This window comes from Pseudomonas mosselii (assembly GCF_003205295.1).
In the GTDB taxonomy this organism is placed as follows: Bacteria; Pseudomonadota; Gammaproteobacteria; order Pseudomonadales; family Pseudomonadaceae; genus Aquipseudomonas; species Aquipseudomonas mosselii_B.
The window spans coordinates 1-19,672 of record NZ_QJRP01000011.1 but is presented as its reverse complement, the minus strand read 5'-3'; the positions used below and the strand labels follow the sequence as shown (position 1 = coordinate 19,672).

The window sequence follows — 19,672 nt, the reverse complement described above, 5'->3', positions numbered from 1 at the left end:
CGCCGGTACAGAGGTCAGAAATCCAGGGTCCCCGAGAACTTCACCAGCCTCGGGTCGCCCTGGGTCAGGTACCCGCCATTGGCCGAGGCCCAGTAGTTCTTGTCGGTCAGGTTCTCCACGTTGACCCGCAGGGTCACGGCCTTTTCCTGCACCTTGAAGCGATAGCGCGCGCCGACGTCGAAGCGGTTCCAGGTCGGCAGGCTCAGGGTGTTGGCCGGGTTGGCGTACTGCCCGCCGGTGCGCAGCATGCGGGCATTGAGCGCCACCCCCTCCAGGCCTGGCACATCCCAATCGACACTGGCGTTGAGCTGGAAGGTCGGCACCCCGACGGCATGGTTGCCATCGGCCGTGCCGCCCTGGGTGTTCTTCAGTTGGGTGTCCATGCGCGTGCCACCGGCCATCAGCCGCAGCCCCGGCAGCGGCTCGCCGAACACGCTGAGTTCGAGCCCCTTGTTGACCTGCTCGCCATCCTGGACAAACACGTTGCCCTCGACGAAGCCATCGGTGGGCCGCTCGATGCGGAACACCGCCAGGTTGGCGCCGAAGCGCTGGTAGTCGAGTTTCACACCCGCCTCCACCTGCTTGGTCTTGGCCGGCGGGAACACCTCGCCAACGTTGACCACCTGCCCGGACGCCGTGGCCCCCTGGGCCAGGCCCTCGATGCGGTTGGCGTACAGCGAGATCGACGGATCGAGCTTGTAGACGATGCCGTACACAGGGGTGGTGACCGCCTCGTCATAGAAAGCGTTGCGCCCCAGGTCCGGGCCGGGGCCGTCGTAGGCGTAGCCTTCGACCCGCAGTTGCTGGCGGCGCACGCCCACCGTGAGCAGCAGCGTGTCGTCGAACAGGCCCACGGTATCGGACACCGCGATGCTGCGGTTGCGGGTCTTGCCGGTCACGCCGGGATCGTCCAGCTTGCCGCCGACGAAGGTCGGCGTGGTCGGCTTGGGCAGCGGGTCGGTGTGGTAGATGTTGGTGGCCTGGGAATTGTAGAAAACAAAGGCGTTTTCCTGCTGTGTCCAGATGCTCGCCGCGCCGATGTTCAACTGGTGGCTGACCGGCCCGGTCTGGAAACGGCCGTTGATGCCACCCATGAAGGTGGTGTTGTCCTCGTTGTGGGGGATCTTCGAACCGCCGATGGTAGCGGCGCCGGTGGCCGCGTCGGTGAGGATCGGCGTGCCGTAGAAGCCGTTCTCGTGGGTGTGCTTGACGCCACCGGCCAGGTAGCCGCTCCAGTTGTCGTTGAAGTCGTAGTCGCCGCGAACCATGCCGAAGGTGTCCTCGGTCTCGGTCCAGGCCCAGTCCTGGCCGTAGTTGTGGTCGGCGTCCGGCGCATGGGGGATGTCGGTCAGCCCCGCGCCCAGGCGCACCGAGTTGCGCATATGGTTGACCCGCTGCTTCTGGTAGCCGAAGTCGCCGGACAGACGGAAGTTGTCGCCACGATAGTCGAGGCCGGCGACGAACAGCTTGCTGCGCTGGTCCTGGTCGTCGACCGCGGTCTCGCCCTCGCGCTGCGAGAGGTTCAGGCGCACGCCGAAGCGATTGTCCGCGCCGAAGCGCTGGCCGAGGTCCAGGTGCTCGCCGATGCGCCCGTCGCTGCTGATGTCCTGGGTGTAGCGGCGGGTCGGGGTGTCGCCGGCACGCTTGGGCTGCAGGTTGACGTTGCCGCCCAGGCCCGTGCCGGTGGGGCTGGCGCCATTGAGAAAAGCATTGGGGCCCTTGAACACCTCGACCCGCTCCACCGCATCGGTGGAGATCATCTGCCGTGGCAGCACACCGTACAGCCCGTTGAATGCCACATCGTCGCCGTTGAGCGGCAAGCCACGGATGACGAAGACCTGGGACTGATTGCCGAAACCAAACGACTGACGCACCGACGGGTCGTTGAGGAGCACGTCGCCAACATCCTCGGCCTGCTGCTCCTCGATCAGTTGCGCGGTATAGCTGGTCATGGTGAACGGCACGTCCATCATGTCCTGGTTGCCCAACACGCCCATCTGCCCGCCCCGGGCCACCTGACCTCCGGCGTAAGGCTCGGGCAACTCTCCGGGGGTCTTGAGCGCCTCGGCGTTGATGGCGGTGGCATCCAGCTCGATGGCACCGTCGGCGGCCTGAGCACCGACGGCGACGGAACAGCACAGGGCCAGCAGGGTCGATTGATACGGACAGGAACGTGCCATGTAGGGCTCCCGGACGATGGGTAGAGGCCTTCCTGGCGGATGAGAAACCTAAGGTGACTGAGTAGTGTTTCTAGCTGATAGTGCGAATTATTACCAAATCATCGCACTTTTTCGCCGACCAGCGGTCTACCCCCTCTTTTGCCGACCGCAATCGATTGCCAAGGCTCGCTTTTTTCACACTGCACAGGGCCGGGCCAAAAGCCTTGCTGTTGTGTAGGATGGGCAGCGCAGATCCCGACGCTGCCAGTTACAGGGAGAACCACATGCGCGTCCCATCCGTTGCCTGCCTCTTCGGCCTGACGCTGGGCCTGCTCGCCGCGACCAGCGCCCAGGCCTTCACCGGTGAAGAGGCGCAACTGATCGATACGATCAACATCTACCGCAGCCAGGCCCAGCGCTGTGGCGGCGAAGCCTCGCTGGAGCTGCCGCCGCTCAACAGCGACACCCGCCTGGCGCTGTCGCCCGAAGGCACCCGCGACCTGCAGCAGGCCATGACCCGCGCCGCCTACCCGATGGTCAACGTCCAGGCCATCAGCCTGTCCGGCCCGCGGGATGCCCAGGCGGCGATGAAGGCCATCGAGGAGAGCTTCTGTCAGGTGGTGCTCGACCCGCAGTTCGTCGACATCGGCGTCAGCCAGGAGGGCCGCGACTGGCGCATCGTCCTGGCCCGGCCGCTGCTCAGCGCCCGCCTGGGCGACTGGCAGGCCGAAGGGCAGAAGCTGCTGCAGGAGATCAATGCCGCGCGCAAGCTACCCCGCCAATGCGGCGGCCAGCCCTTCGCCGCCGCCCCGGCGCTGGCCTGGAGCACGACCCTGGCGGGCGTGGCCGCCAACCACACCCGGGCCATGGCCAACCAGAACTTCTTCGACCATATCGATCGCGATGGCCGCACCCCGGGCGACCGGGCGGAGCTGGCCGGCTACCTGTACCGGCAGATCGGCGAGAACATCGCCGCCGGTCGCGACACCGCGCGCAAGGTGGTCGATGGCTGGCTGGCAAGCCCAGGGCACTGCGCTACGCTGATGAACCCGGACTTGCGCGAGCTGGGGGCGGCGTATGCGGTGGATCCGAAGAGCGATGCCGGGATCTACTGGACGGGGTTGTTCGGCACGCCGCAGTAGGGCACGAATGAATCCGCCTGCCATGCACAGCCCCTGTGGGAGCGGCCTTGCGTCGCGAAAGGGCCGCAAAGCGGCCCCGGCAATCTCAGCGGTTCCCCGAAAATAGGGGCCGCTGCGCAGCCCTTTCGCGACGCAAGGCCGCTCCCACGGGGCGTGCGTCTGGCCATAGAGGCGCACGCTGCCAGCGACCCCGCAATCTCAGGACCTGCGCAACGCCAGCGCCGTGCAACCAAACCGCCGCCGTACCCACTTGCCCAGGTAGCTGGCATCCCCCATCCCAACTTCATCGGCAATCTGCGCCAGGCTGTGGCTGGAGTTGAGCAGCCGCCAGCGCGCCTGCTGCAGGCGCAGTTCCTGCCACCAGGCCTTGGCGCTCATGCCATGGCAGGCCTGGAACTGGCGGTCGAGCTGACGCCGGCTGATGCCCAGTTCCGCCGCCAGCGCCTCCACCGGCAACTGCGCCGCCAGGTGGTGGCGCATCAGCGCCGTGGCCCGCTGCACCTGGCGCCCCTGCCCGGCTCCGGCCTCCAGTGAACGCAGGGCGTGACGGCTGTCGCGGCTCTCGTCCACCAGCATGTCGGCCAGGCCCTTGAGCGCCCGGGCGCGGCCACTGGCGCGGGCGATCAGCTCCACCGCCAGGTCGATGGCTGCCGTGCCGCCGGCACAGGTGATGCGCTCACCGTCGAAGCAGAACAGCTGCCCGGTCAGCAGGCGCACGCGGGGAAAGGCCAGGCGAAACTCCGCCTCATGTCGCCAGTGCACCACCACCTGGTGACCGTCCAGCAGGCCACAGGCCGCCAGCAGGAACGCCGCGTTGTCGACGCATACCAGCTTGACCCCGGCCTTGGTCGCCTGCCTGAGCAAGGACTTGTAACGCGGCGCCAAGGCCGCCGTGGCACTGGCGTTGCGCCCACCGAACAGGACCAGATGGTCGTAGTCGCCCCAGCGGATGTCCGCTGGCGTCGCCTCGACCTGGACGATCGCCGCGCTGCTGGAAACCACGGGCTCCCGGTCCAGCCCGAGCACGGTCCAGCGGCAATAGCGCTGGCGGCTGTAGTCCTCGTCGTCGGCGGAAAAACGCAGCTTGTCGAGGAACGCGCCGAACGGCAGCAGGGCGAACTCCGGCAGCGGCAGGATCAGCAGGCGCAGGTCGGGTGTCATTGAGGCATGTCCAGATATGACCTTTGAATGACCAGATACTACCCTGTATTCCCATCGCTCTGCCCTACACTGGCGCCCTGCACCTCCACAAGGCTCCCCCATGGCACTCGACACCTGGCTCATCTACCTGCTCGCCAGCATCGGCCTGTCGCTGACCCCAGGTCCGAACAGCCTGCTGGCCCTGACCCATGGCGCGCTGTACGGCGCCCGCCGCACGCTGTTCACCATCCTTGGCGGGGTGCTCGGCTTCAGCACCCTGATCGCCCTGACCATGTTTGGCCTGAGCGCCCTGCTGCAGGCCTCGGCCTCGGTGCTGACGGTGCTCAAGTGGGTCGGCGGGGCGTACCTGGTCTGGCTGGGGATCCAGCTGTGGCGCACCCCGGCGCTGCACCTGGAGCAAGCTCTGGGCGGCGTGGCGCTGAGCAATGCCGGACTGTTCCGCCAGGGCTGCCTGTCGGCGCTGGCCAACCCCAAGGTGTTGCTGTTCTATGGCGCATTCCTGCCCCAGTTCATCGACCCGCAGCGCGGCCTGCTGGTGCAGTTCGTGGTGATGGCGGCGACCTTCGCCGGTGTCGAATGCCTGGTGGAGTACCTGCTGGCACGCCTGGCATTTCGTATCCGCCCATGGCTGGCCAAGGGCGGACGCGGGTTCAACCGCTGCTGCGGGAGCCTGTTCGCCCTGATTGGCGTGGCCCTGCCGCTGGGACGATGAACGCCCTGGGATCAACGCCGGGAAGTGATCAGGAACACCACCAGCGCCACCGCCGGCAATCCCGCTCCCAGCCATGCCACGCCACTCCAGCCATACTGCGCATACACCCCGCTGGCCAGCGCCGAACCCAACGCCCCGCCGAGGAAGATGCTGGTCATGTACAGGGCATTGAGCCGGCCACGGCTGGCCGGATCCAGCGCGTACACCTCACGCTGGCCGATGACCATGTTCATCTGCACAGCGAAATCCAGCAGCACCCCGGTCAATCCCAGGCCGATCACGCCGGCGCCCGGTGCGCTCAAGCCCAGCAGCAAGGCCAGCGGCGCCAGGGCCATCGCCAGCAGCGAGCCGCGTCGCGCATGGCCGGCATCGGCCAGGCGCCCGGCCAGCGGCGCCGCCACCGCGCCCACCGCCCCCACCAGGGCGAACAACGCGATCTGGCTCTGCGACAGGCCGTGCTCGCCGGCCAGCGCCAGCGGCACCGCCGTCCAGTACAGGCTGAACGCCGCGAACATCAGCGCCTGGTACAGCGCCCGCCGGCGCAACACCGGATAGCGGCGCAACAGCACCAGTAACGAGGCCATCAGCCCGGCATAGCTGGCCTTGTGCTCCGGCATCCGGCGCGGCAAGGTCAACGCCAGCAACAGGATGATCGCCACCATCACCCCGGCGGCGCCGAGGAACACCGCGCGCCAGCCGAAGTGATCGGCCACCAGGCTCGCCAGTGGCCGCGCCAGCAGGATGCCCAGCAGCAAACCGCCCATGATGTTGCCGACCACCCGGCCACGCTCGCGCTCCGGCGCCAGGTGCGCCGCCAGCGGTATCAGCATCTGCACCGCTACCGAGCTGAAGCCGATCAGCAGCGCGTACAGCAGGAACACCTCGCCCTGCCCATGACCGCTGGTGCCGGCCAGCAGCAGGCTGCCGGTGGCCAGCACCGCCGTGGCGATCATCAGCCGGCGGTTCTCCAGCAGGTCGGCCAGCGGCACCAGGAACAACAGGCCCAGGGCGTAGCCGATCTGGGTCAGCGACACGATCAGGCTGGCGCGCTCGGTGGACAGCCCCAGGTCCGGCGCGATCAGGCCGACGATGGGCTGGGCGTAGTAGATGTTGGCGACTATAGCGCCGCAGCAGAACGCCAGCAGCGTTACCAGGGCCCGGCTCAGGCCTGGGACCGATGCCTGGGTGACGGCGAGGGAGGGATTCATTCGAGGGAGCCTCGGCTTGCGAAAGGATGTGCGCGAAGGGTGACGGACATCCGCCCCGGCGAGAATCCATCGCCTGCGCAACGGGCCTTTGCGCGGCGCGCAACGCCTCAGCCGGCCAGCAACTCCTCGCAGAAGGCGATGAACGCCATGACCCGCCGCGAGCCTCGGTGGTTGGGCAGGTAAAGGGCGTTGATGCTGGCGCTGGCCGCCCCCGGGCTCACCGTCCAGTCGGCGAACAGCCGCTGCAGGCGCCCGGCCTCGACATCCTCGCGCACCAGCCAGTCGGCCAGCAGCGCCACACCGCTGCCGGCCATGGCCGCCTCGCGCAACAGGTCGGCGTTGGCGCAACGCAACGGGCCGCTGACGTCCAGTTCCAGGCGCTGCTCACCCCGGCTCAGGCGCCAGGGTCGCGCCGACTGGCCGTAGCGAAAGCGCAGGCAGGCGCACGCGGCCAGTTGCTGCGGCTCGCTCAGCGACGGCTGCCGGCGCAGGTACGCAGGGCTGGCCACCAGCCAGCGCTCGAAGCGCCCCAGCGGGCGACACACCAGTTCATCGCTGGGCGCCGGCTCGCCGAGGCGGATGGTCAGGTCGTAGCGGCCATCGAGCAGGTCGTCGAAGCGGTCGCTCAGGTCGATGTCCAGCTCCAGTGCCGGGTGACGGGCAAGGAATGCGCCCAGGTGCGGGGCGATCACCCGGCGGCCGAACTCCACCGGCAGGCATAGGCGCAACACGCCAACCGGCTCCTCGCCGCGGTCGGCGACGCTGGCGTCGGCCTCGGCCAGGGCCTCGAGGATCTCGCGGGCACGCTGGTAGTAGCTGGTGCCGGCTTCAGTCAGGCTGACCTGGCGGGTCGAACGGTTGAGCAGGCTGGCCCCCAGCGCCAGCTCCAGGGCGTCGACCTGGCGGGTCACCGAGGAAGTCGCCACCCCGAGCCTGCGCGCGGCGGCGGAGAAGCCGCCGGCCTCGGCGGTGGCCATGAACACCTTGAGCGCCAGCAGCTTGTCCATCGTGATCTTCCGTGGGGCAAAGGTCGAAACCTTCCTACAATCACTGCCTGGAATCAACCACGCGCGAGCCGTCCATGCCCGACAACCTGTTCACCGCCCTGCCCCCGCTCGCGCCCGACGCCGACGAGCAATTCACCGACCTGCTCCGGCGTGCGGGCCTGCGCATCGAGCGTATCGTCTCCAGCGGCCAGGCCAGCCCGCCGGGGTTCTGGTACGACCAGGCCGAGGGCGAATGGGTGGTCGTGCTCAGCGGCAGCGCCGGACTGCGCCTGGAACACGAGGCGCATACCCGCGTGCTGCGCCCCGGCGACTACCTGGACATCCCACCCCGCTGCCGCCACCGCGTGGAATGGACCGAGGCCGGCGTGGCCACGGTGTGGCTGGCGGTGTTCTATCAGGGCTGAGCCATTGCCACCCGGGTGGGCGCCGCCTGCAACCGATAGAACCGCCACGGCAGCATCACCGCCGCCACGGCCAGGCCACAAGCGAAACCTACCCAGACACCCACCGCGCCCAGCGAGGAGTGGAAGGCCAGCCAGTAGCTCAGCGGCAGCGCCAGCAACCAGTAGCTGATCATGGTCACCCCCACCGGCCAGCGGTAATCCTGCAGGCCGCGCAAGGCGCCCAGCGCTGTGGACTGCAGGCCGTCGGCCACCTGCATGGCCGCGACCACCACGAACATCGGCACGGCGATGGCGATCACCTGCGGGTCGTCGCTCATGGCCTCGGCGATGGAGCGGCCGAACAGCGCCAGCAGCACGGTGGCCACCAGCATCCAGACGGTGACGCTGGCAAAGGTGGCACTGCCGATGGCGCGGATGCGCGCCGTCTCGCCGCGGCCCTGGGCCTGGCTGATGCGGATGCTCACCGCCGCTGCCATGCCCAGCGGCAACATGTACAGCAACGCGCCGATCGACTGCACCACCTGGTTGGCCGCCAGGGCCGCATTGCCCAGCCAGCCCAGCATCCAGGCGGCGATCACCACCGCGCCGGCCTCGGCGAGATAACCCAGGCCCAGCGGCCAGCCCTCGCCCAGCAACGTGCGCCAGGACAGACGCGCCCCCTGTGGCGCCAGGCGGTAACGGGCCAGCGATGGCGCCAGGCGCCAATAAGCCAGGGCCAGCAACACCGCCAGCGATTCGGCGATCACCCCGGCGATACCCGCCCCCAGCAGGCCCAGCGCCGGCAAACCGAAATGCCCGTGGATCAGGCCATAGCTCAGCGGAATGTTGAACAGCACCGCGCTCATCACCAGCAGCACACCCACCCAGGGCCGGCCGATGGCTTCCAGCACATCCTTGAACACCACCGCCAGGCAGTACGGGATCAGGAACACCGCCATGGCCTGCCAGTACGGCGTCAGTAACGCCACGTCGGGCAGCGGCACGCCCAGCCATTGCACCAACGGCAGGCAGGCCAGCATCGCCAGGCAGCCGAGGATACCCACCAGCAGGCCATAGCCCAGCCCGGCGCGCAGCGTGCGCGCCACGGCAGCGGGGTCGTCGGCACCGTAGGCATGACCGACGCGCACGCTGAGGGTGGCGAGCATGCCGTACAGCCCGGCATGGAAGATCAGCCCGGCGCTGCTGGTCAGCGCGACACAGGCCAGCACCACGGTGCCCAGCGAGGCCAGCAGCACGGTATCGGTCAGGCTGATCAGCTCGGCCGCCGACAGGCCCAGCACCAGCGGCAGCGCCAGGCGCAACAGGCCGGGCAACTCACCCAGCCAGGCAACCTTCTTACGTGAAACGAGGGCAGTCACGGTAGTAACCTCCAATTGACATACGCCGCGTATGCTAATGTCATTTATTGACATACGCAACGTATGCTAATTTGCAGCCACCGCTTTTCACCCGGAGCCCTCCATGCCCACCCCTCGCCGCAGCCGCGCCGCCATGAGCGCGGACACCACCGAACGGCTGATCGCCGTCGCCCGCCGCCAGTTCGCCGAAAAGGGCTTTGCCGCCGTGGTGATGGACGAACTGTGCGCCGAAGCCGACCTCACCCGGGGTGCCCTGCACCACCATTTCGGCGGCAAGGCCGGGCTGTTCACCGCCGTGGTGCAGCACCTGCTCGAGGAGATCAACCAGGCGATCGACGCCCGCTACGCCACCCATGACGACCCGTGGGAGGGCTACATCGACACTTGCCTGTACTACTACGACCTGCTGCACGAGCCGGCCCTGCGGCGCATCCTGCTGCAGGACGCCCCCGGGGTGCTCGGCCCGCGCCTGCGCGAACTGGAGGAAGCCAGCTACATCGGACCCATGGCCCAGGGGCTGGTGGAGTTGCAGCAGGCCGGCAGGCTGCGCGCCTTCGACGCCGTGGCCATGGCTCACCTGATCAACGGCGCGATGGGCGACAGCGGCATGTGGGTGATCGCCCAGGACGATCCGCAGGCGGCGGCGGAGCGGGTGAAGGGGGCGTTGCGCTGTTTGATGGAGGGGTTGCAGGTCTGAGTGCTTACTCATCACTACAGGGGTAAGCGCCGCTCCTACAGGAGGGCGCGTAATCTGCAGAATTTTGCTTGCCGCAAAATGTACTAACTTGTTAATTAGCTTGCTAAGGGCTTAAACTTCTCGCATTCCACCTGCGAGATCCCTGGCATGAAAGACTCACCCCGCGCCTCTGGCGCCTCAACCCTCATCCTGATCGGCCTGGGCGTCGTCATCGCCCTGCTCGGCCTGCTCCTGGCTGCCGGCGGCATCAAGCTGGCCGGCCTGGGCGGTTCCTGGTACTTCCTGGTCGGCGGCCTGACCATGGCCATTGCCGGCATTCTCATCGCCCGTCGCAAGCCCGCTGGCGCCTGGCTGTACACGCTGTTCCTCGCCGGCACCGCGATCTGGGCCGTGGCCGACGCCGGGCTGGTGTTCTGGCCGCTGTTCTCGCGGTTGTTCATGTTCGCCGCCATCGGCCTGGTGGTGGCGCTGGTCTATCCGCAGCTGGTGCGTCGCAAGGCACAGGGTGCCTACGGCGTCGCTTGCCTGCTGGGCGTGGCGCTGGCGATCGCCGCCGGCAACATGTTCGTCGCCCATCCCAGCGTTGCCCCGACCGGCAAAGGCCCGGGCCTGACCCCGGTGGAACCCGGCCAGCAGCAGAAGGACTGGGCCCACTACGGCAACACCGAGGGCGGCAGCCGCTTCGCCGCGCTGGACCAGATCAACCGTGGCAACGTCGACCAGCTCAAGGTGGCCTGGACCTACCACACCGGTGACGTCGCCCTGAGCGACGGCAACGGCGCCGAAGACCAGCTCACCCCGCTGCAGGTGGGCGACAAGGTGTTCATCTGCACCCCGCACAACAACCTGATCGCCCTCGACGCCGACACCGGCAAGGAGCTGTGGAAGAACGCCATCAACGCCCAGTCCAAGGTCTGGCAGCGCTGCCGCGGCCTGGCCTACTTCGACGCCAGCGCGCCGATCGTCCAACCGACCCGGCCCGACAGCACACCGGTCAGCGTGAGCAGCGTGCCGGCCAGCGCCAACTGCCAGCGCCGCCTGCTGACCAACACCATCGATGCCCGCCTGATCGCGGTCGATGCCGACACCGGCGCGTTCTGCGAAGGCTTCGGCGACAACGGCCAGGTCGACCTCAAGGCCGGCCTGGGCAACGTGCCGGACTCGTACTACCAGCTGTCCTCGGCGCCGCTGATGGCCGGCACCACCGTGGTGGTCGGCGGCCGCGTCGCCGACAACGTCCAGACCGACATGCCCGGCGGCGTGATCCGTGGCTTCGATGTGATCACCGGCGCCCAGCGCTGGGCCTTCGACCCGGGCAACCCGCAGGACCGCGAAGCCCCGCAAGGCGACCGGACCTACGTGCGCAGCACGCCCAACAGCTGGGCGCCGATGTCGTACGACCCGGCGATGAACACCCTGTTCCTGCCGATGGGTTCCTCGTCCACCGACATCTACGGCGTCGAACGCAACAAGCTTGATCACACCTACGGCGCCTCGATGCTGGCCCTGGACGCCACCACGGGCAACGAAAAGTGGGTGTACCAGACCGTGCACAACGATCTCTGGGACTTCGACCTGCCAATGCAGCCGAGCCTGATCGACTTCACCAAGGATGACGGCAACACCGTGCCCGCCGTGGTGATCGGCACCAAGGCCGGGCAGATCTACGTGCTCGACCGCGCCACCGGCAAGCCGCTGACCCAGGTCGACGACGTGCCGGTCAAGCCGGGCAACATCCCCAATGAACCGTACTCGCCGACCCAGCCTAAGTCGGTGGGCATGCCACAGATCGGCGCGCAGACCCTGACCGAGTCGGATATGTGGGGCGCCACCCCGTACGACCAGCTGCTGTGCCGCATCGACTTCAAGAAGATGCGCTACGACGGCCTGTACACCGCGCCGGGCACCGACCTGTCGCTGAGCTTCCCGGGCTCGCTGGGCGGCATGAACTGGGGCAGCATTTCCACCGACCCGGTGCATGGCTTCATCTTCGTCAACGACATGCGTCTGGGCCTGTGGATCCAGATGATCCCATCACAGAACAAAGGCGCCGCCGCAGGCGGTGGCGAAGCACTGAACACCGGCATGGGCGCCGTGCCGCTCAAAGGCACCCCGTACGCGGTGAACAAGAACCGCTTCCTGTCGGTGGCCGGCATTCCGTGCCAGGCACCGCCGTTCGGCACCCTCACCGCCATCGACATGAAGACCCGACAGATCGCCTGGCAGGTGCCGGTCGGTACCGTCGAGGACACAGGCCCCCTGGGCATCCGCATGCACCTGCCGATCAAGATCGGCCTGCCGACCCTGGGCGGCACCCTGTCCACCCAGGGCGGTCTGGTGTTCATCGCCGGCACCCAGGACTTCTACCTGCGTGCCTACGACAGCGGCAACGGCAACGAGATCTGGAAGGCCCGCCTGCCGGTCGGCAGCCAGGGCGGCCCGATGACCTACGTGTCGCCGAAAACCGGCAAGCAGTACGTGGTGGTCACCGCCGGTGGCGCGCGCCAGTCGACCGATCGTGGCGACTACGTCATTTCCTACGCCCTGCCGTAAACGCCGACTTCATCGCGGGGCAAGTCGCATCGGCGCACCGATGCGACTTGCCCCGCGATGGCTTCCACCCTAGCTTCCAGGAATATCGCAATGCGCTCCCGCCTCCCCTCCACACTGCTGCTGGCCCTGGCCAGCACCACCGCCCTCGCCGACGGCGACCTGCTCACCCGCAACACCCTGACCGGCGACTGGGGCGGCCTGCGCCACCAGCTCGCGGCAGACGGCATCACCTTCACCGGCGACTACAGCGGCGAGACCGCCTACAACGCCCATGGCGGCCTGCATCGCTCCGCCCGCTACTCGCAGAACCTCAAGCTGGGCGTGCAGTTCGACCTGTCGAAGCTGTACGGCCTGGACAACGGCGGCAAGGTCCAGCTGACCATCAACGACCGCCGTGGCAACAGCGCTTCAGAAGACCTGGTAGGCAACCGCCTGCCGATCCAGGAAAACTACGGCGGCCTCTACACCCGCCTGACCGAGCTCAGCTACGAGCGCAACCTGTCGCCCGCGCTGAACCTCAAGCTCGGCTACATGGCCATGGGCAACGACCTCGGCGGCCTGGACAGCGGCATCCTGTGCAATTTCATGAACGCCGGATTCTGTGGCCACCCGCTGAACATGTCCGGCGGTAGTGGCTGGACCAACTACCCCAACGCCCACCTCGGCGTACGAGTGAAGTATGACCTCGCGCCCGACTGGCAACTGCGGGTGGCGGCGTTCAATGTCGACCCCGAGAGCAACGGCAATGCCAGCCGCGCCTGGCACCTGGGCCCCAAGCACACCACCGGCACCGTGGTCCCGGTGGAGCTGGTGTACAAGCTGCGCGGCGAGCTGCCGGGCGAATACAAGCTCGGTTACTACTACGACAGCTCGAACGTGAAGCGCATTGGCAGCAACGAGGACGTCGCCGGTCGTGGCGGACATTACCTGCTGGTCGACCAGGCTGTATGGAACGACCCCGCGTTGGTTGGGCGCAGCCTGCATGCCTTTGGCCAGTACTCGGCATCGAGCAAGGCCGCCTCGCCGTTCACCAGGTGGTATGGCGCTGGGGTGGTGTTGTACAAGCCGTTCGCAGACCGGCCACGGGACACCGTCGCGCTGGGGTATGGCCGCGCGGTACCGAACCCGCGTAGCCGCGATGTACTGGAAGAGGCGGCCGTCGATGCCGGGCAACCCTTCCCGAACCTCGACAGCGCCGAGCAACTGGTCGAGTTGAGCTATGGCTACCAGGCCACCGCGTGGCTGAACCTGCGGCCGGATGTGCAGTACATCGTCGAGCCGGGTGCGTTTTCCGGGAAGGACATCGACAACGCGCTGGTGTTCGGGTTGCAGGTCAAGGCGACGTTCTGAAGCCAAGCCTGGCGTGACCTGTAGGAGATCACCCAGCCCTTCGGGCTACGCTGTCGCGCAGGGAACTATCTCCCCTGTGGGAGCGGCCTTGCGTCGCGGAAGGGGCGCGTAGCGGCCCCAGATTCCGAGCCATCATCGAAATTGCTGGGGCTGCTGCGCAGCCCTTTCGCGACGCAAGGCCGCTCCCACAGGGATCGCGCTAGCTTTAGCAGTTGAGCAAGACAGTTGCTCCTACAGGTCGGCGTTGACTCGTATAGCTTTTTCCTGCCCAGCAACCACATATTTACTAATTTCCCCGCCCCGCACCCTGTCCCAGTATCTGGCGCAACTACAACAACAAAGAGCGGGGAACTGTCATGAGTGCAAGTGCGTCCGTGCCTGCCAGCGTGCAGCACGATCAAGCCGGCTTTCGCCGGGTCCTGGGGCTGGGGTCGCTGCTGGCGGTGGCCGTGGGCCTGGTGGTGTCGCAAGGGGTGATGGTGATGATGCTGCAGGGGGTCGGCGCCGCCGGCCTGGGCTTCATCGTGCCGCTGGGGCTGGCCTACCTGCTGGCCCTGAGCTACGCCTTTTCCTTCTCCGAACTATCCCTGCTGGTGCCGCGCGCCGGCAGCCTGTCGAGCTACACCGAAGTGGCGCTGGGCCACTTCCCGGCGATCCTGGCGACCTTCTCCGGCTACGTGGTGGTGGCCATGTTCGCCCTGTCGGCCGAGCTGCTGTTGCTCGACCTGATCGTCGGCAAGGTCTACCCCGGGGTGTTCCCGCAATACTCGGTGGCCTTTGGCGTGCTCGCCCTGTTCACCGGCCTCAACCTGATGGGCATCGACATCTTCGCCAAACTGCAGAGCGCCATGGCCGTGGTCATGGTGATCGTGCTGCTGATTCTTGGCGTGGCCGCGATCAGCGAAGGGCATGCCGAGGGTGTCACCACCACCCTGCTGCAGGGCGACTGGAACCCCATGGGCGCCGGGGTGCTGGCCCTGACCGCCATGGCCGTGTGGGGCTTCGTCGGCGCCGAGTTCGTCTGCTCGTTGGTGGAGGAAACCCACAAGCCCGAGCGCAACATCCCACGCTCGATGATCATCGGCCTGACCGTGATCTTCGCCACCATCGGCCTGTACGGGTTGGGCGCGCTGTTCCTGGTGCCCCGCGAAGCCCTGAGCAGCGATGCCCTGCCCCATTACCTGTTCGCCACCACGGTGTTCGGCAAGACCGGCGAGGTGTTTCTGGTGATCGCCGCGGTGACCGCCACCTGCAGCACCCTCAACACCTCGCTGGCGGCCATTCCGCGCATGCTCTACGGCATGGCCTGCAATGGCCAGGCGTTCCCCCAGTTCAAAAAGCTCAGCCCGCGTGCGCGCACGCCCTGGGTCGCCGTGCTGTTCGTGGCGGCGATCACCGGCGTGCCGATCCTGCTGATGGGCCAGGACGCCGCGGCGATCAACCTGTTGCTGCTGGCCGCCGCGCTGGCCTGGCTGCTGGCGTACATCATCGTGCACCTTGACGTGATCGCCCTGCGGCTGCGCTACCCGCATCTGGCGAGGCCATTCCGCACCCCGCTCTACCCGCTGCCGCAGCTGTTCGGCATCGGCGGGATGCTGTATGCGATCTGGCATGCCTCGCCCAGCCCTGAGATGAGCCTGAAGGTCTTCGGTACGGCAGGGATCGTGCTGGCGGTGGTATCGCTGATCGCGCTGGTCTGGATCAAGGGCGTGATGAAGAAACCGTTGTTCAGGCCTGAACCGCTTTAGCGATAGCAGACCAAGCACGCCCCATCATGCCGAAGAGGCGCGCTTGGCCCGATAGCTGCCCGGGCTCTGTCCGGTCCACTTCTTGAACGCCCGATGAAACGCGCTGGGTTCCTGGAACCCGGTGTGCTCGGCGATCTCGGCGATGCTCAGGTGGCCTTCGCGCAGCAGTTCGAAGGCCATCGCCCGGCGCACCTCGTCCTTGATCTGCTGGTACGAGCGCCCTTCCCGCTCCAGCTGGCGGCGAAAGCTGCTGGCGCTGAGCCGCTGCCGTTCAGCCATGGCGTTGAGCGTCGGCCACTGCCCGTAATGGCGGGCGCGCAGGTGGCGATAGACCTCGGCCACCAGGCCGTTCTGGTTGCGAAAGCGGATCACCAGCCCTTGCGGCGCGCTGCGCAGGAAGCCCTTCAGTGCCGCCAGGTCCTGCACCACCGGCAGGCGCAGCCAGGCGCTGTCGAACTCCACCTCGGTGCGTCCGCTGCCCAGGCGCAGGTCCGGCCCCCAGAGCAGCGCGTCATCCTCCTGCGCCGGGCGCGCCAGGGCCAGCTCGGTGCGGTCGATGGCGATGCGCCGACCGGCCAGCCAGCACAGCAGGCCGATCACCAGGACCAGGTAGGTTTCCTCGGCGTAGACCCGTGTCAGCGGGTCGGCGATGTTCGACTGCACGCTGATCACCGTGCGCGCGCCGCGCACCGTGACGCTGCCGTTCAGGTCGCGCAAGAACAGGGCGAAACTGCCCAGGCACTGGCGCAGCGCCTTGCCCAGGGTGGGCTCCTGAATGAGGCCGCGGCAGATCAGGGCGAAGCTGCCCAGGGGCATGCCGTGGCTGTCGAGGCGAAAGAACTCGTCGTGCAGCTCGTCGATCAGCGCCAGCCACAGCTGGGCGAAGGCCTTGGCCGGCACCCGCGCCTGGGGCTCGGCCAGCACCTGCGGATCGATGCCCACCGCCCGCAGATGGGCGTCGCGCGCCTGTGGTCGCTCACCCAGGGCGTGGACCATGGCATTGAGGAAATACACCGCGACCGTATCGCTATCGCGCATGGCAGAAGTCCGCTGTCTATGCTGAGTGGCAAAAAATGCCAGGTTGACTGAACAGATCCGGCATAGGCCGCCTGAGGGCCTTTGCCTAGACTCGATCCACCCCGGGAGGGTGCGGCCGCCATTCTCGCAGAGCCACCCCCGCCCCGCCACGCCTTCGCAAACGGAGCCCCCCATGAGCAGCACAGAAATCTTCGTCGTCAGCGCGGTACGTTCGGCCATCGGCAGCTTCGGCGGTTCGCTCAAGGACCTGCCCCTGGCCGACCTCGCCACCCAGGTGACCCGCGCCGCCATCGAGCGTTCGGGCGTCGCCGCCGAGCAGATCGGCCATGTGGTGATGGGCAACGTGATCCCCACCGAACCGCGCGACGCCTACCTGGGCCGGGTCGCGGCGATGAACGCCGGCATCCCCAAGCAAACCCCGGCCTTCAGCGTCAACCGCCTGTGCGGTTCGGGCCTGCAGGCCATCGTCTCGGCCACCCAGGGCCTGCTGCTGGGCGACAGCGACATCGCCCTGGCCGCCGGTGCCGAATCCATGAGCCGCGGCCCGTACCTGCTGCCGCAGGCCCGCTGGGGCGCGCGCATGGGTGACCTGCAGGGCATCGACTACATGGTCGGCATCCTCCAGGACCCGTTCGAGCACTTCCACATGGGCATCACCGCCGAGAACGTCGCGGCGGCCCATGGCATCAGCCGCGAGATGCAGGACGAGGTCGCCCTGACCAGCCAGCGTCGCGCCGCCCGCGCCATCGCCGAAGGCCGCTTCGACGGCCAGATCGTGCCGATCGAGATCAAGACCCGCAAAGGCCCCGTGCAGTTCGCCGTGGACGAGAACGTGCGTGGCGATGCCAGCGCCGAGCAGCTGGCGGCCATGAAGGCGGTGTTCAAGAAAGACGGCACCGTCACCGCCGGCAACGCTAGCAGCATCAACGACGGCGCCGCCGGCCTGGTCCTGGCCACGGGTGATGCCGTGCGCCGCCAGGGCCTCAAGCCGCTGGCGCGCATCGTCGCCTACGCCCACGCCGGGGTGGAGCCAGCGCTGATGGGCCTGGGCCCGATCCCGGCCACGCAGAAGGTGCTGGAAAAAGCCGGTTTGAAGGTCGCCGACCTGGACGTGATCGAGTCCAACGAAGCGTTCGCCTCCCAGGCCTGCGCCGTGGCCCGCGCCCTGGGCTTCGATCCGGAAAAGGTCAACCCCAACGGCTCGGGCATTTCCCTCGGCCACCCGGTTGGCGCCACCGGCGCGATCATCGCCACCAAGGCCATCCATGAACTGCATCGCGTCCAGGGCCGCTACGCCCTGGCCACCATGTGCATCGGCGGCGGCCAAGGCATCGCCGTCGTCTTCGAACGCGTCTGAAAGGAGTCAGCAACATGAACATCGAACACATCGCCGTGATCGGCGCCGGCACCATGGGTAACGGCATCGCCCAGGTGTGCGCGCTGGCCGGCTACCAGGTTTTGCTGGTGGACGTCTCCGACGCCGCGCTGGAGCGCGGCGTGGCGACCTTGGGCAAGAACCTCGAACGCCAGGTCGGCAAGGGCACCATCGACGCCGACAAGGCCAGCGCGGCCAAGGCACGGATCCGCACCAGCACCGACTACGCCCAACTGGCGGACGCGCAGCTGGTGATCGAGGCGGCCACCGAGAACCTTGCCCTCAAGCAGCGCATCCTGCAGCAGGTGGCTGCCAATGTCGGCGCCGAGTGCCTGATCGCCACCAACACCTCGTCGCTGTCGGTCACCCAGCTGGCGGCCTGCATCGAGCAGCCGCAGCGCTTCATCGGCGTGCATTTCTTCAACCCGGTGCCGATGATGGCGCTGGTCGAGATCATCCGTGGCCTGCAGACCAGCGATGCAACCTACGCCCAGGCGCTGCTGGTCACCGAGAAGCTCGGAAAGACGCCGATCACCGCCGGCAACCGCCCGGGCTTCGTGGTCAACCGGATCCTGGTGCCGATGATCAACGAGGCGATCTTCGTGCTCCAGGAAGGCCTGGCCAGCGCCGAGGACATCGACACCGGCATGCGCCTGGGCTGCAACCAGCCGATCGGCCCGCTGGCACTGGCCGACCTGGTGGGCCTGGACACCTTGCTGGCGATCATGGAGGCCTTCCTCGAGGGTTTCAACGACAGCAAGTACCGCCCCGCCCCGCTGCTCAAGGAGATGGTGGCCGCCGGCTACCTGGGTCGCAAGAGCGGTCGCGGCTTCTTCACCTACTGACGGAGCCGCGCCATGCCCCCGGTCAACGCGGCGCTGCGCTGCGCCAACTTCGAGGAGCGGCGTGACCGGGCCATGGCCCTGTTCGCCGAGAAAGGCTTCGGTCAGGTCAGCATGCGTGAGCTGGCGGCGCACGTGGGCTTGACTGCGGGCTCGCTGTATCACCATTTCCCCAGCAAGCAGGACCTCTTGTACGACCTGATCGAAGAACTGTACGAAGAGTTGCAGGCCACCCTGGACCTGGGGCGCCGGGCGCGGGCCCAGGGTCGGCCGGTGCTGGCCTGCCTGATTGCCGGGCACTGGCAGTTGCATGGGGAGCGGCCGTTGCAGTTTCGCTTGGCCGAGCGGGATTTTTGCTGCCTGACCGCAGAGCAGCAGGTACGCCTGATGGGCTTGCGGGAGCGCTATGAGACCGGGCTATTGCGGTTGATTGCGCCGCAGGCGCGGTTGGGGGCGCAGGCGCTGGCCGCTACCGGGCATGTGCTGGCTACGCTGTTGAATCAGTTGCCTGGGATGTTGCGGGGGAAGGGGCTGGGTGAGGTTGAGGGGGTTGGGTTGATGGAGAGTTTGGTGGTGGGGGCTGTGGAGAGGGCTTTGGGGTAGGGTTCTGGCTCTCTGGCTCTCTGGCTCTCTGGCTCACTGGCTCACTGGCTCACTGGTGATTGTTTCGGTTTTTATATGCACATTCGTAGGCGATGTCGACTTTTAGTCACCTTTTCGCCTTTACGGCGACCTACTTTTCTCTAGGGAAAAGTAGGCAAAACCGTTCCGCTCCATTCATCCGGCCCCTGCGCTTCGCTCCGGGGTTCCCTCGCTCCGTTCTTGCTCCCGGGAGGACCGCGCTGAACGCCCCATCCTGGGGCGCAGCGCTTGACGGGCATCCATGCCCGTCACCTCCCTCCGCAAGAACTCCGCTCG

At 67.4% G+C, this 19,672-nt stretch carries 16 protein-coding genes; 10 read left to right on the top strand and 6 right to left on the bottom strand.

From position 1 onward, the window contains the following. Positions 1-14 precede the first annotated feature (14 nt). On the bottom strand, positions 15-2,180 hold the full coding sequence (locus DMX06_RS12805; RefSeq protein ID WP_110737578.1) for a TonB-dependent receptor: 2,166 nt from the start codon (positions 2,178-2,180) through the stop codon (positions 15-17). Positions 2,181-2,443: 263 nt separating this feature from the next. Here DMX06_RS12805 and DMX06_RS12800 point away from each other — a divergent pair, with 263 nt between their 5' ends. Continuing rightward, positions 2,444-3,301: a CAP domain-containing protein gene (locus tag DMX06_RS12800; protein WP_110737576.1), complete on the top strand. Its 858-nt coding sequence runs from the start codon at positions 2,444-2,446 to the stop codon at positions 3,299-3,301. A gap of 198 nt (positions 3,302-3,499) precedes the next feature. Here DMX06_RS12800 and DMX06_RS12795 read toward each other — a convergent pair whose 3' ends face one another. Beyond that, on the bottom strand, positions 3,500-4,462 hold the full coding sequence (locus DMX06_RS12795; RefSeq protein WP_110737573.1) for a GlxA family transcriptional regulator: 963 nt from the start codon (positions 4,460-4,462) through the stop codon (positions 3,500-3,502). Between the two features lie 100 nt (positions 4,463-4,562). Here DMX06_RS12795 and DMX06_RS12790 point away from each other — a divergent pair, with 100 nt between their 5' ends. Further along, positions 4,563-5,174 (top strand): LysE family translocator, encoded by a 612-nt coding sequence (locus DMX06_RS12790; RefSeq protein ID WP_110737571.1) that lies wholly within the window; start codon positions 4,563-4,565, stop codon positions 5,172-5,174. Positions 5,175-5,185: 11 nt separating this feature from the next. Here the strand turns inward: DMX06_RS12790 and DMX06_RS12785 are convergent, their stop codons facing one another. Further along, a complete protein-coding gene (locus DMX06_RS12785) occupies positions 5,186-6,382 on the bottom strand; it encodes an MFS transporter (RefSeq protein ID WP_110737569.1) in 1,197 nt (398 codons plus the stop codon). Between the two features lie 107 nt (positions 6,383-6,489). Further along, entirely contained in the window at positions 6,490-7,389 is a 900-nt protein-coding gene (locus DMX06_RS12780) for a LysR family transcriptional regulator (protein ID WP_110737567.1), read from the bottom strand. A gap of 74 nt (positions 7,390-7,463) precedes the next feature. Between DMX06_RS12780 and DMX06_RS12775 the strand changes: the two genes are divergently transcribed. Next, positions 7,464-7,793, top strand: a complete 330-nt coding sequence (locus DMX06_RS12775; protein WP_110737565.1) for a cupin domain-containing protein — start codon at positions 7,464-7,466, stop codon at positions 7,791-7,793. Here the strand turns inward: DMX06_RS12775 and DMX06_RS12770 are convergent. Then, a complete protein-coding gene (locus tag DMX06_RS12770) occupies positions 7,784-9,151 on the bottom strand; it encodes an MATE family efflux transporter (protein ID WP_220037410.1) in 1,368 nt (455 codons plus the stop codon). The genes DMX06_RS12775 and DMX06_RS12770 overlap by 10 nt on opposite strands. Before the next feature lie 103 nt (positions 9,152-9,254). On the opposite strand from DMX06_RS12770, the gene DMX06_RS12765 reads away from it, so the two are divergent. From DMX06_RS12765 to DMX06_RS12750, 4 genes are all read left to right on the top strand, one after another. Then, entirely contained in the window at positions 9,255-9,848 is a 594-nt protein-coding gene (locus DMX06_RS12765) for a TetR/AcrR family transcriptional regulator (protein WP_110737561.1), read from the top strand. 147 nt (positions 9,849-9,995) lie between these two features. Further along, complete coding sequence (locus tag DMX06_RS12760; protein WP_110737559.1) at positions 9,996-12,401, top strand: glucose/quinate/shikimate family membrane-bound PQQ-dependent dehydrogenase; 2,406 nt, start codon at positions 9,996-9,998, stop codon at positions 12,399-12,401. A gap of 90 nt (positions 12,402-12,491) precedes the next feature. Further along, a complete protein-coding gene (locus DMX06_RS12755; RefSeq protein WP_110737557.1) occupies positions 12,492-13,751 on the top strand; it encodes a carbohydrate porin in 1,260 nt (419 codons plus the stop codon). A 356-nt stretch (positions 13,752-14,107) separates the two neighbouring features. After that, on the top strand, positions 14,108-15,499 hold the full coding sequence (locus tag DMX06_RS12750; RefSeq protein WP_110737555.1) for an APC family permease: 1,392 nt from the start codon (positions 14,108-14,110) through the stop codon (positions 15,497-15,499). Between the two features lie 24 nt (positions 15,500-15,523). Here DMX06_RS12750 and DMX06_RS12745 read toward each other — a convergent pair whose 3' ends face one another. Beyond that, positions 15,524-16,537 carry an AraC family transcriptional regulator gene (locus tag DMX06_RS12745; protein WP_110737553.1) on the bottom strand — a complete coding sequence of 338 codons (1,014 nt, stop codon included), beginning with the start codon at positions 16,535-16,537 and terminating at the stop codon, positions 15,524-15,526. Positions 16,538-16,709: 172 nt separating this feature from the next. Between DMX06_RS12745 and DMX06_RS12740 the strand changes: the two genes are divergently transcribed. From DMX06_RS12740 to DMX06_RS12730, 3 genes are read left to right on the top strand one after another with little or no spacing between them, the layout of a single operon-like run. Continuing rightward, positions 16,710-17,894, top strand: a complete 1,185-nt coding sequence (locus DMX06_RS12740; RefSeq protein ID WP_110737550.1) for an acetyl-CoA C-acyltransferase family protein — start codon at positions 16,710-16,712, stop codon at positions 17,892-17,894. Between the two features lie 14 nt (positions 17,895-17,908). Beyond that, positions 17,909-18,757 carry a 3-hydroxybutyryl-CoA dehydrogenase gene (locus DMX06_RS12735; protein ID WP_110737548.1) on the top strand — a complete coding sequence of 283 codons (849 nt, stop codon included), beginning with the start codon at positions 17,909-17,911 and terminating at the stop codon, positions 18,755-18,757. Between the two features lie 12 nt (positions 18,758-18,769). Then, on the top strand, positions 18,770-19,357 hold the full coding sequence (locus DMX06_RS12730) for a TetR/AcrR family transcriptional regulator (protein WP_110737546.1): 588 nt from the start codon (positions 18,770-18,772) through the stop codon (positions 19,355-19,357). The last annotated feature ends 315 nt before the right edge of the window (positions 19,358-19,672 follow it).

Excerpts from the sequence above, each read along its gene's own strand:
- DMX06_RS12805 (WP_110737578.1), bottom strand. The coding sequence starts at position 2,180 with ATGGCACGTTCCTGTCCGTATCAATCGACCCTGCTGGCCCTGTGCTGT.
- DMX06_RS12800 (WP_110737576.1), top strand. The coding sequence starts at position 2,444 with ATGCGCGTCCCATCCGTTGCCTGCCTCTTCGGCCTGACGCTGGGCCTG.
- DMX06_RS12795 (WP_110737573.1), bottom strand. The coding sequence starts at position 4,462 with ATGACACCCGACCTGCGCCTGCTGATCCTGCCGCTGCCGGAGTTCGCC.
- DMX06_RS12790 (WP_110737571.1), top strand. The coding sequence starts at position 4,563 with ATGGCACTCGACACCTGGCTCATCTACCTGCTCGCCAGCATCGGCCTG.
- DMX06_RS12785 (WP_110737569.1), bottom strand. The coding sequence starts at position 6,382 with ATGAATCCCTCCCTCGCCGTCACCCAGGCATCGGTCCCAGGCCTGAGC.
- DMX06_RS12780 (WP_110737567.1), bottom strand. The coding sequence starts at position 7,389 with ATGGACAAGCTGCTGGCGCTCAAGGTGTTCATGGCCACCGCCGAGGCC.
- DMX06_RS12775 (WP_110737565.1), top strand. The coding sequence starts at position 7,464 with ATGCCCGACAACCTGTTCACCGCCCTGCCCCCGCTCGCGCCCGACGCC.
- DMX06_RS12765 (WP_110737561.1), top strand. The coding sequence starts at position 9,255 with ATGCCCACCCCTCGCCGCAGCCGCGCCGCCATGAGCGCGGACACCACC.
- DMX06_RS12760 (WP_110737559.1), top strand. The coding sequence starts at position 9,996 with ATGAAAGACTCACCCCGCGCCTCTGGCGCCTCAACCCTCATCCTGATC.
- DMX06_RS12755 (WP_110737557.1), top strand. The coding sequence starts at position 12,492 with ATGCGCTCCCGCCTCCCCTCCACACTGCTGCTGGCCCTGGCCAGCACC.
- DMX06_RS12750 (WP_110737555.1), top strand. The coding sequence starts at position 14,108 with ATGAGTGCAAGTGCGTCCGTGCCTGCCAGCGTGCAGCACGATCAAGCC.
- DMX06_RS12745 (WP_110737553.1), bottom strand. The coding sequence starts at position 16,537 with ATGCGCGATAGCGATACGGTCGCGGTGTATTTCCTCAATGCCATGGTC.
- DMX06_RS12740 (WP_110737550.1), top strand. The coding sequence starts at position 16,710 with ATGAGCAGCACAGAAATCTTCGTCGTCAGCGCGGTACGTTCGGCCATC.
- DMX06_RS12735 (WP_110737548.1), top strand. The coding sequence starts at position 17,909 with ATGAACATCGAACACATCGCCGTGATCGGCGCCGGCACCATGGGTAAC.
- DMX06_RS12730 (WP_110737546.1), top strand. The coding sequence starts at position 18,770 with ATGCCCCCGGTCAACGCGGCGCTGCGCTGCGCCAACTTCGAGGAGCGG.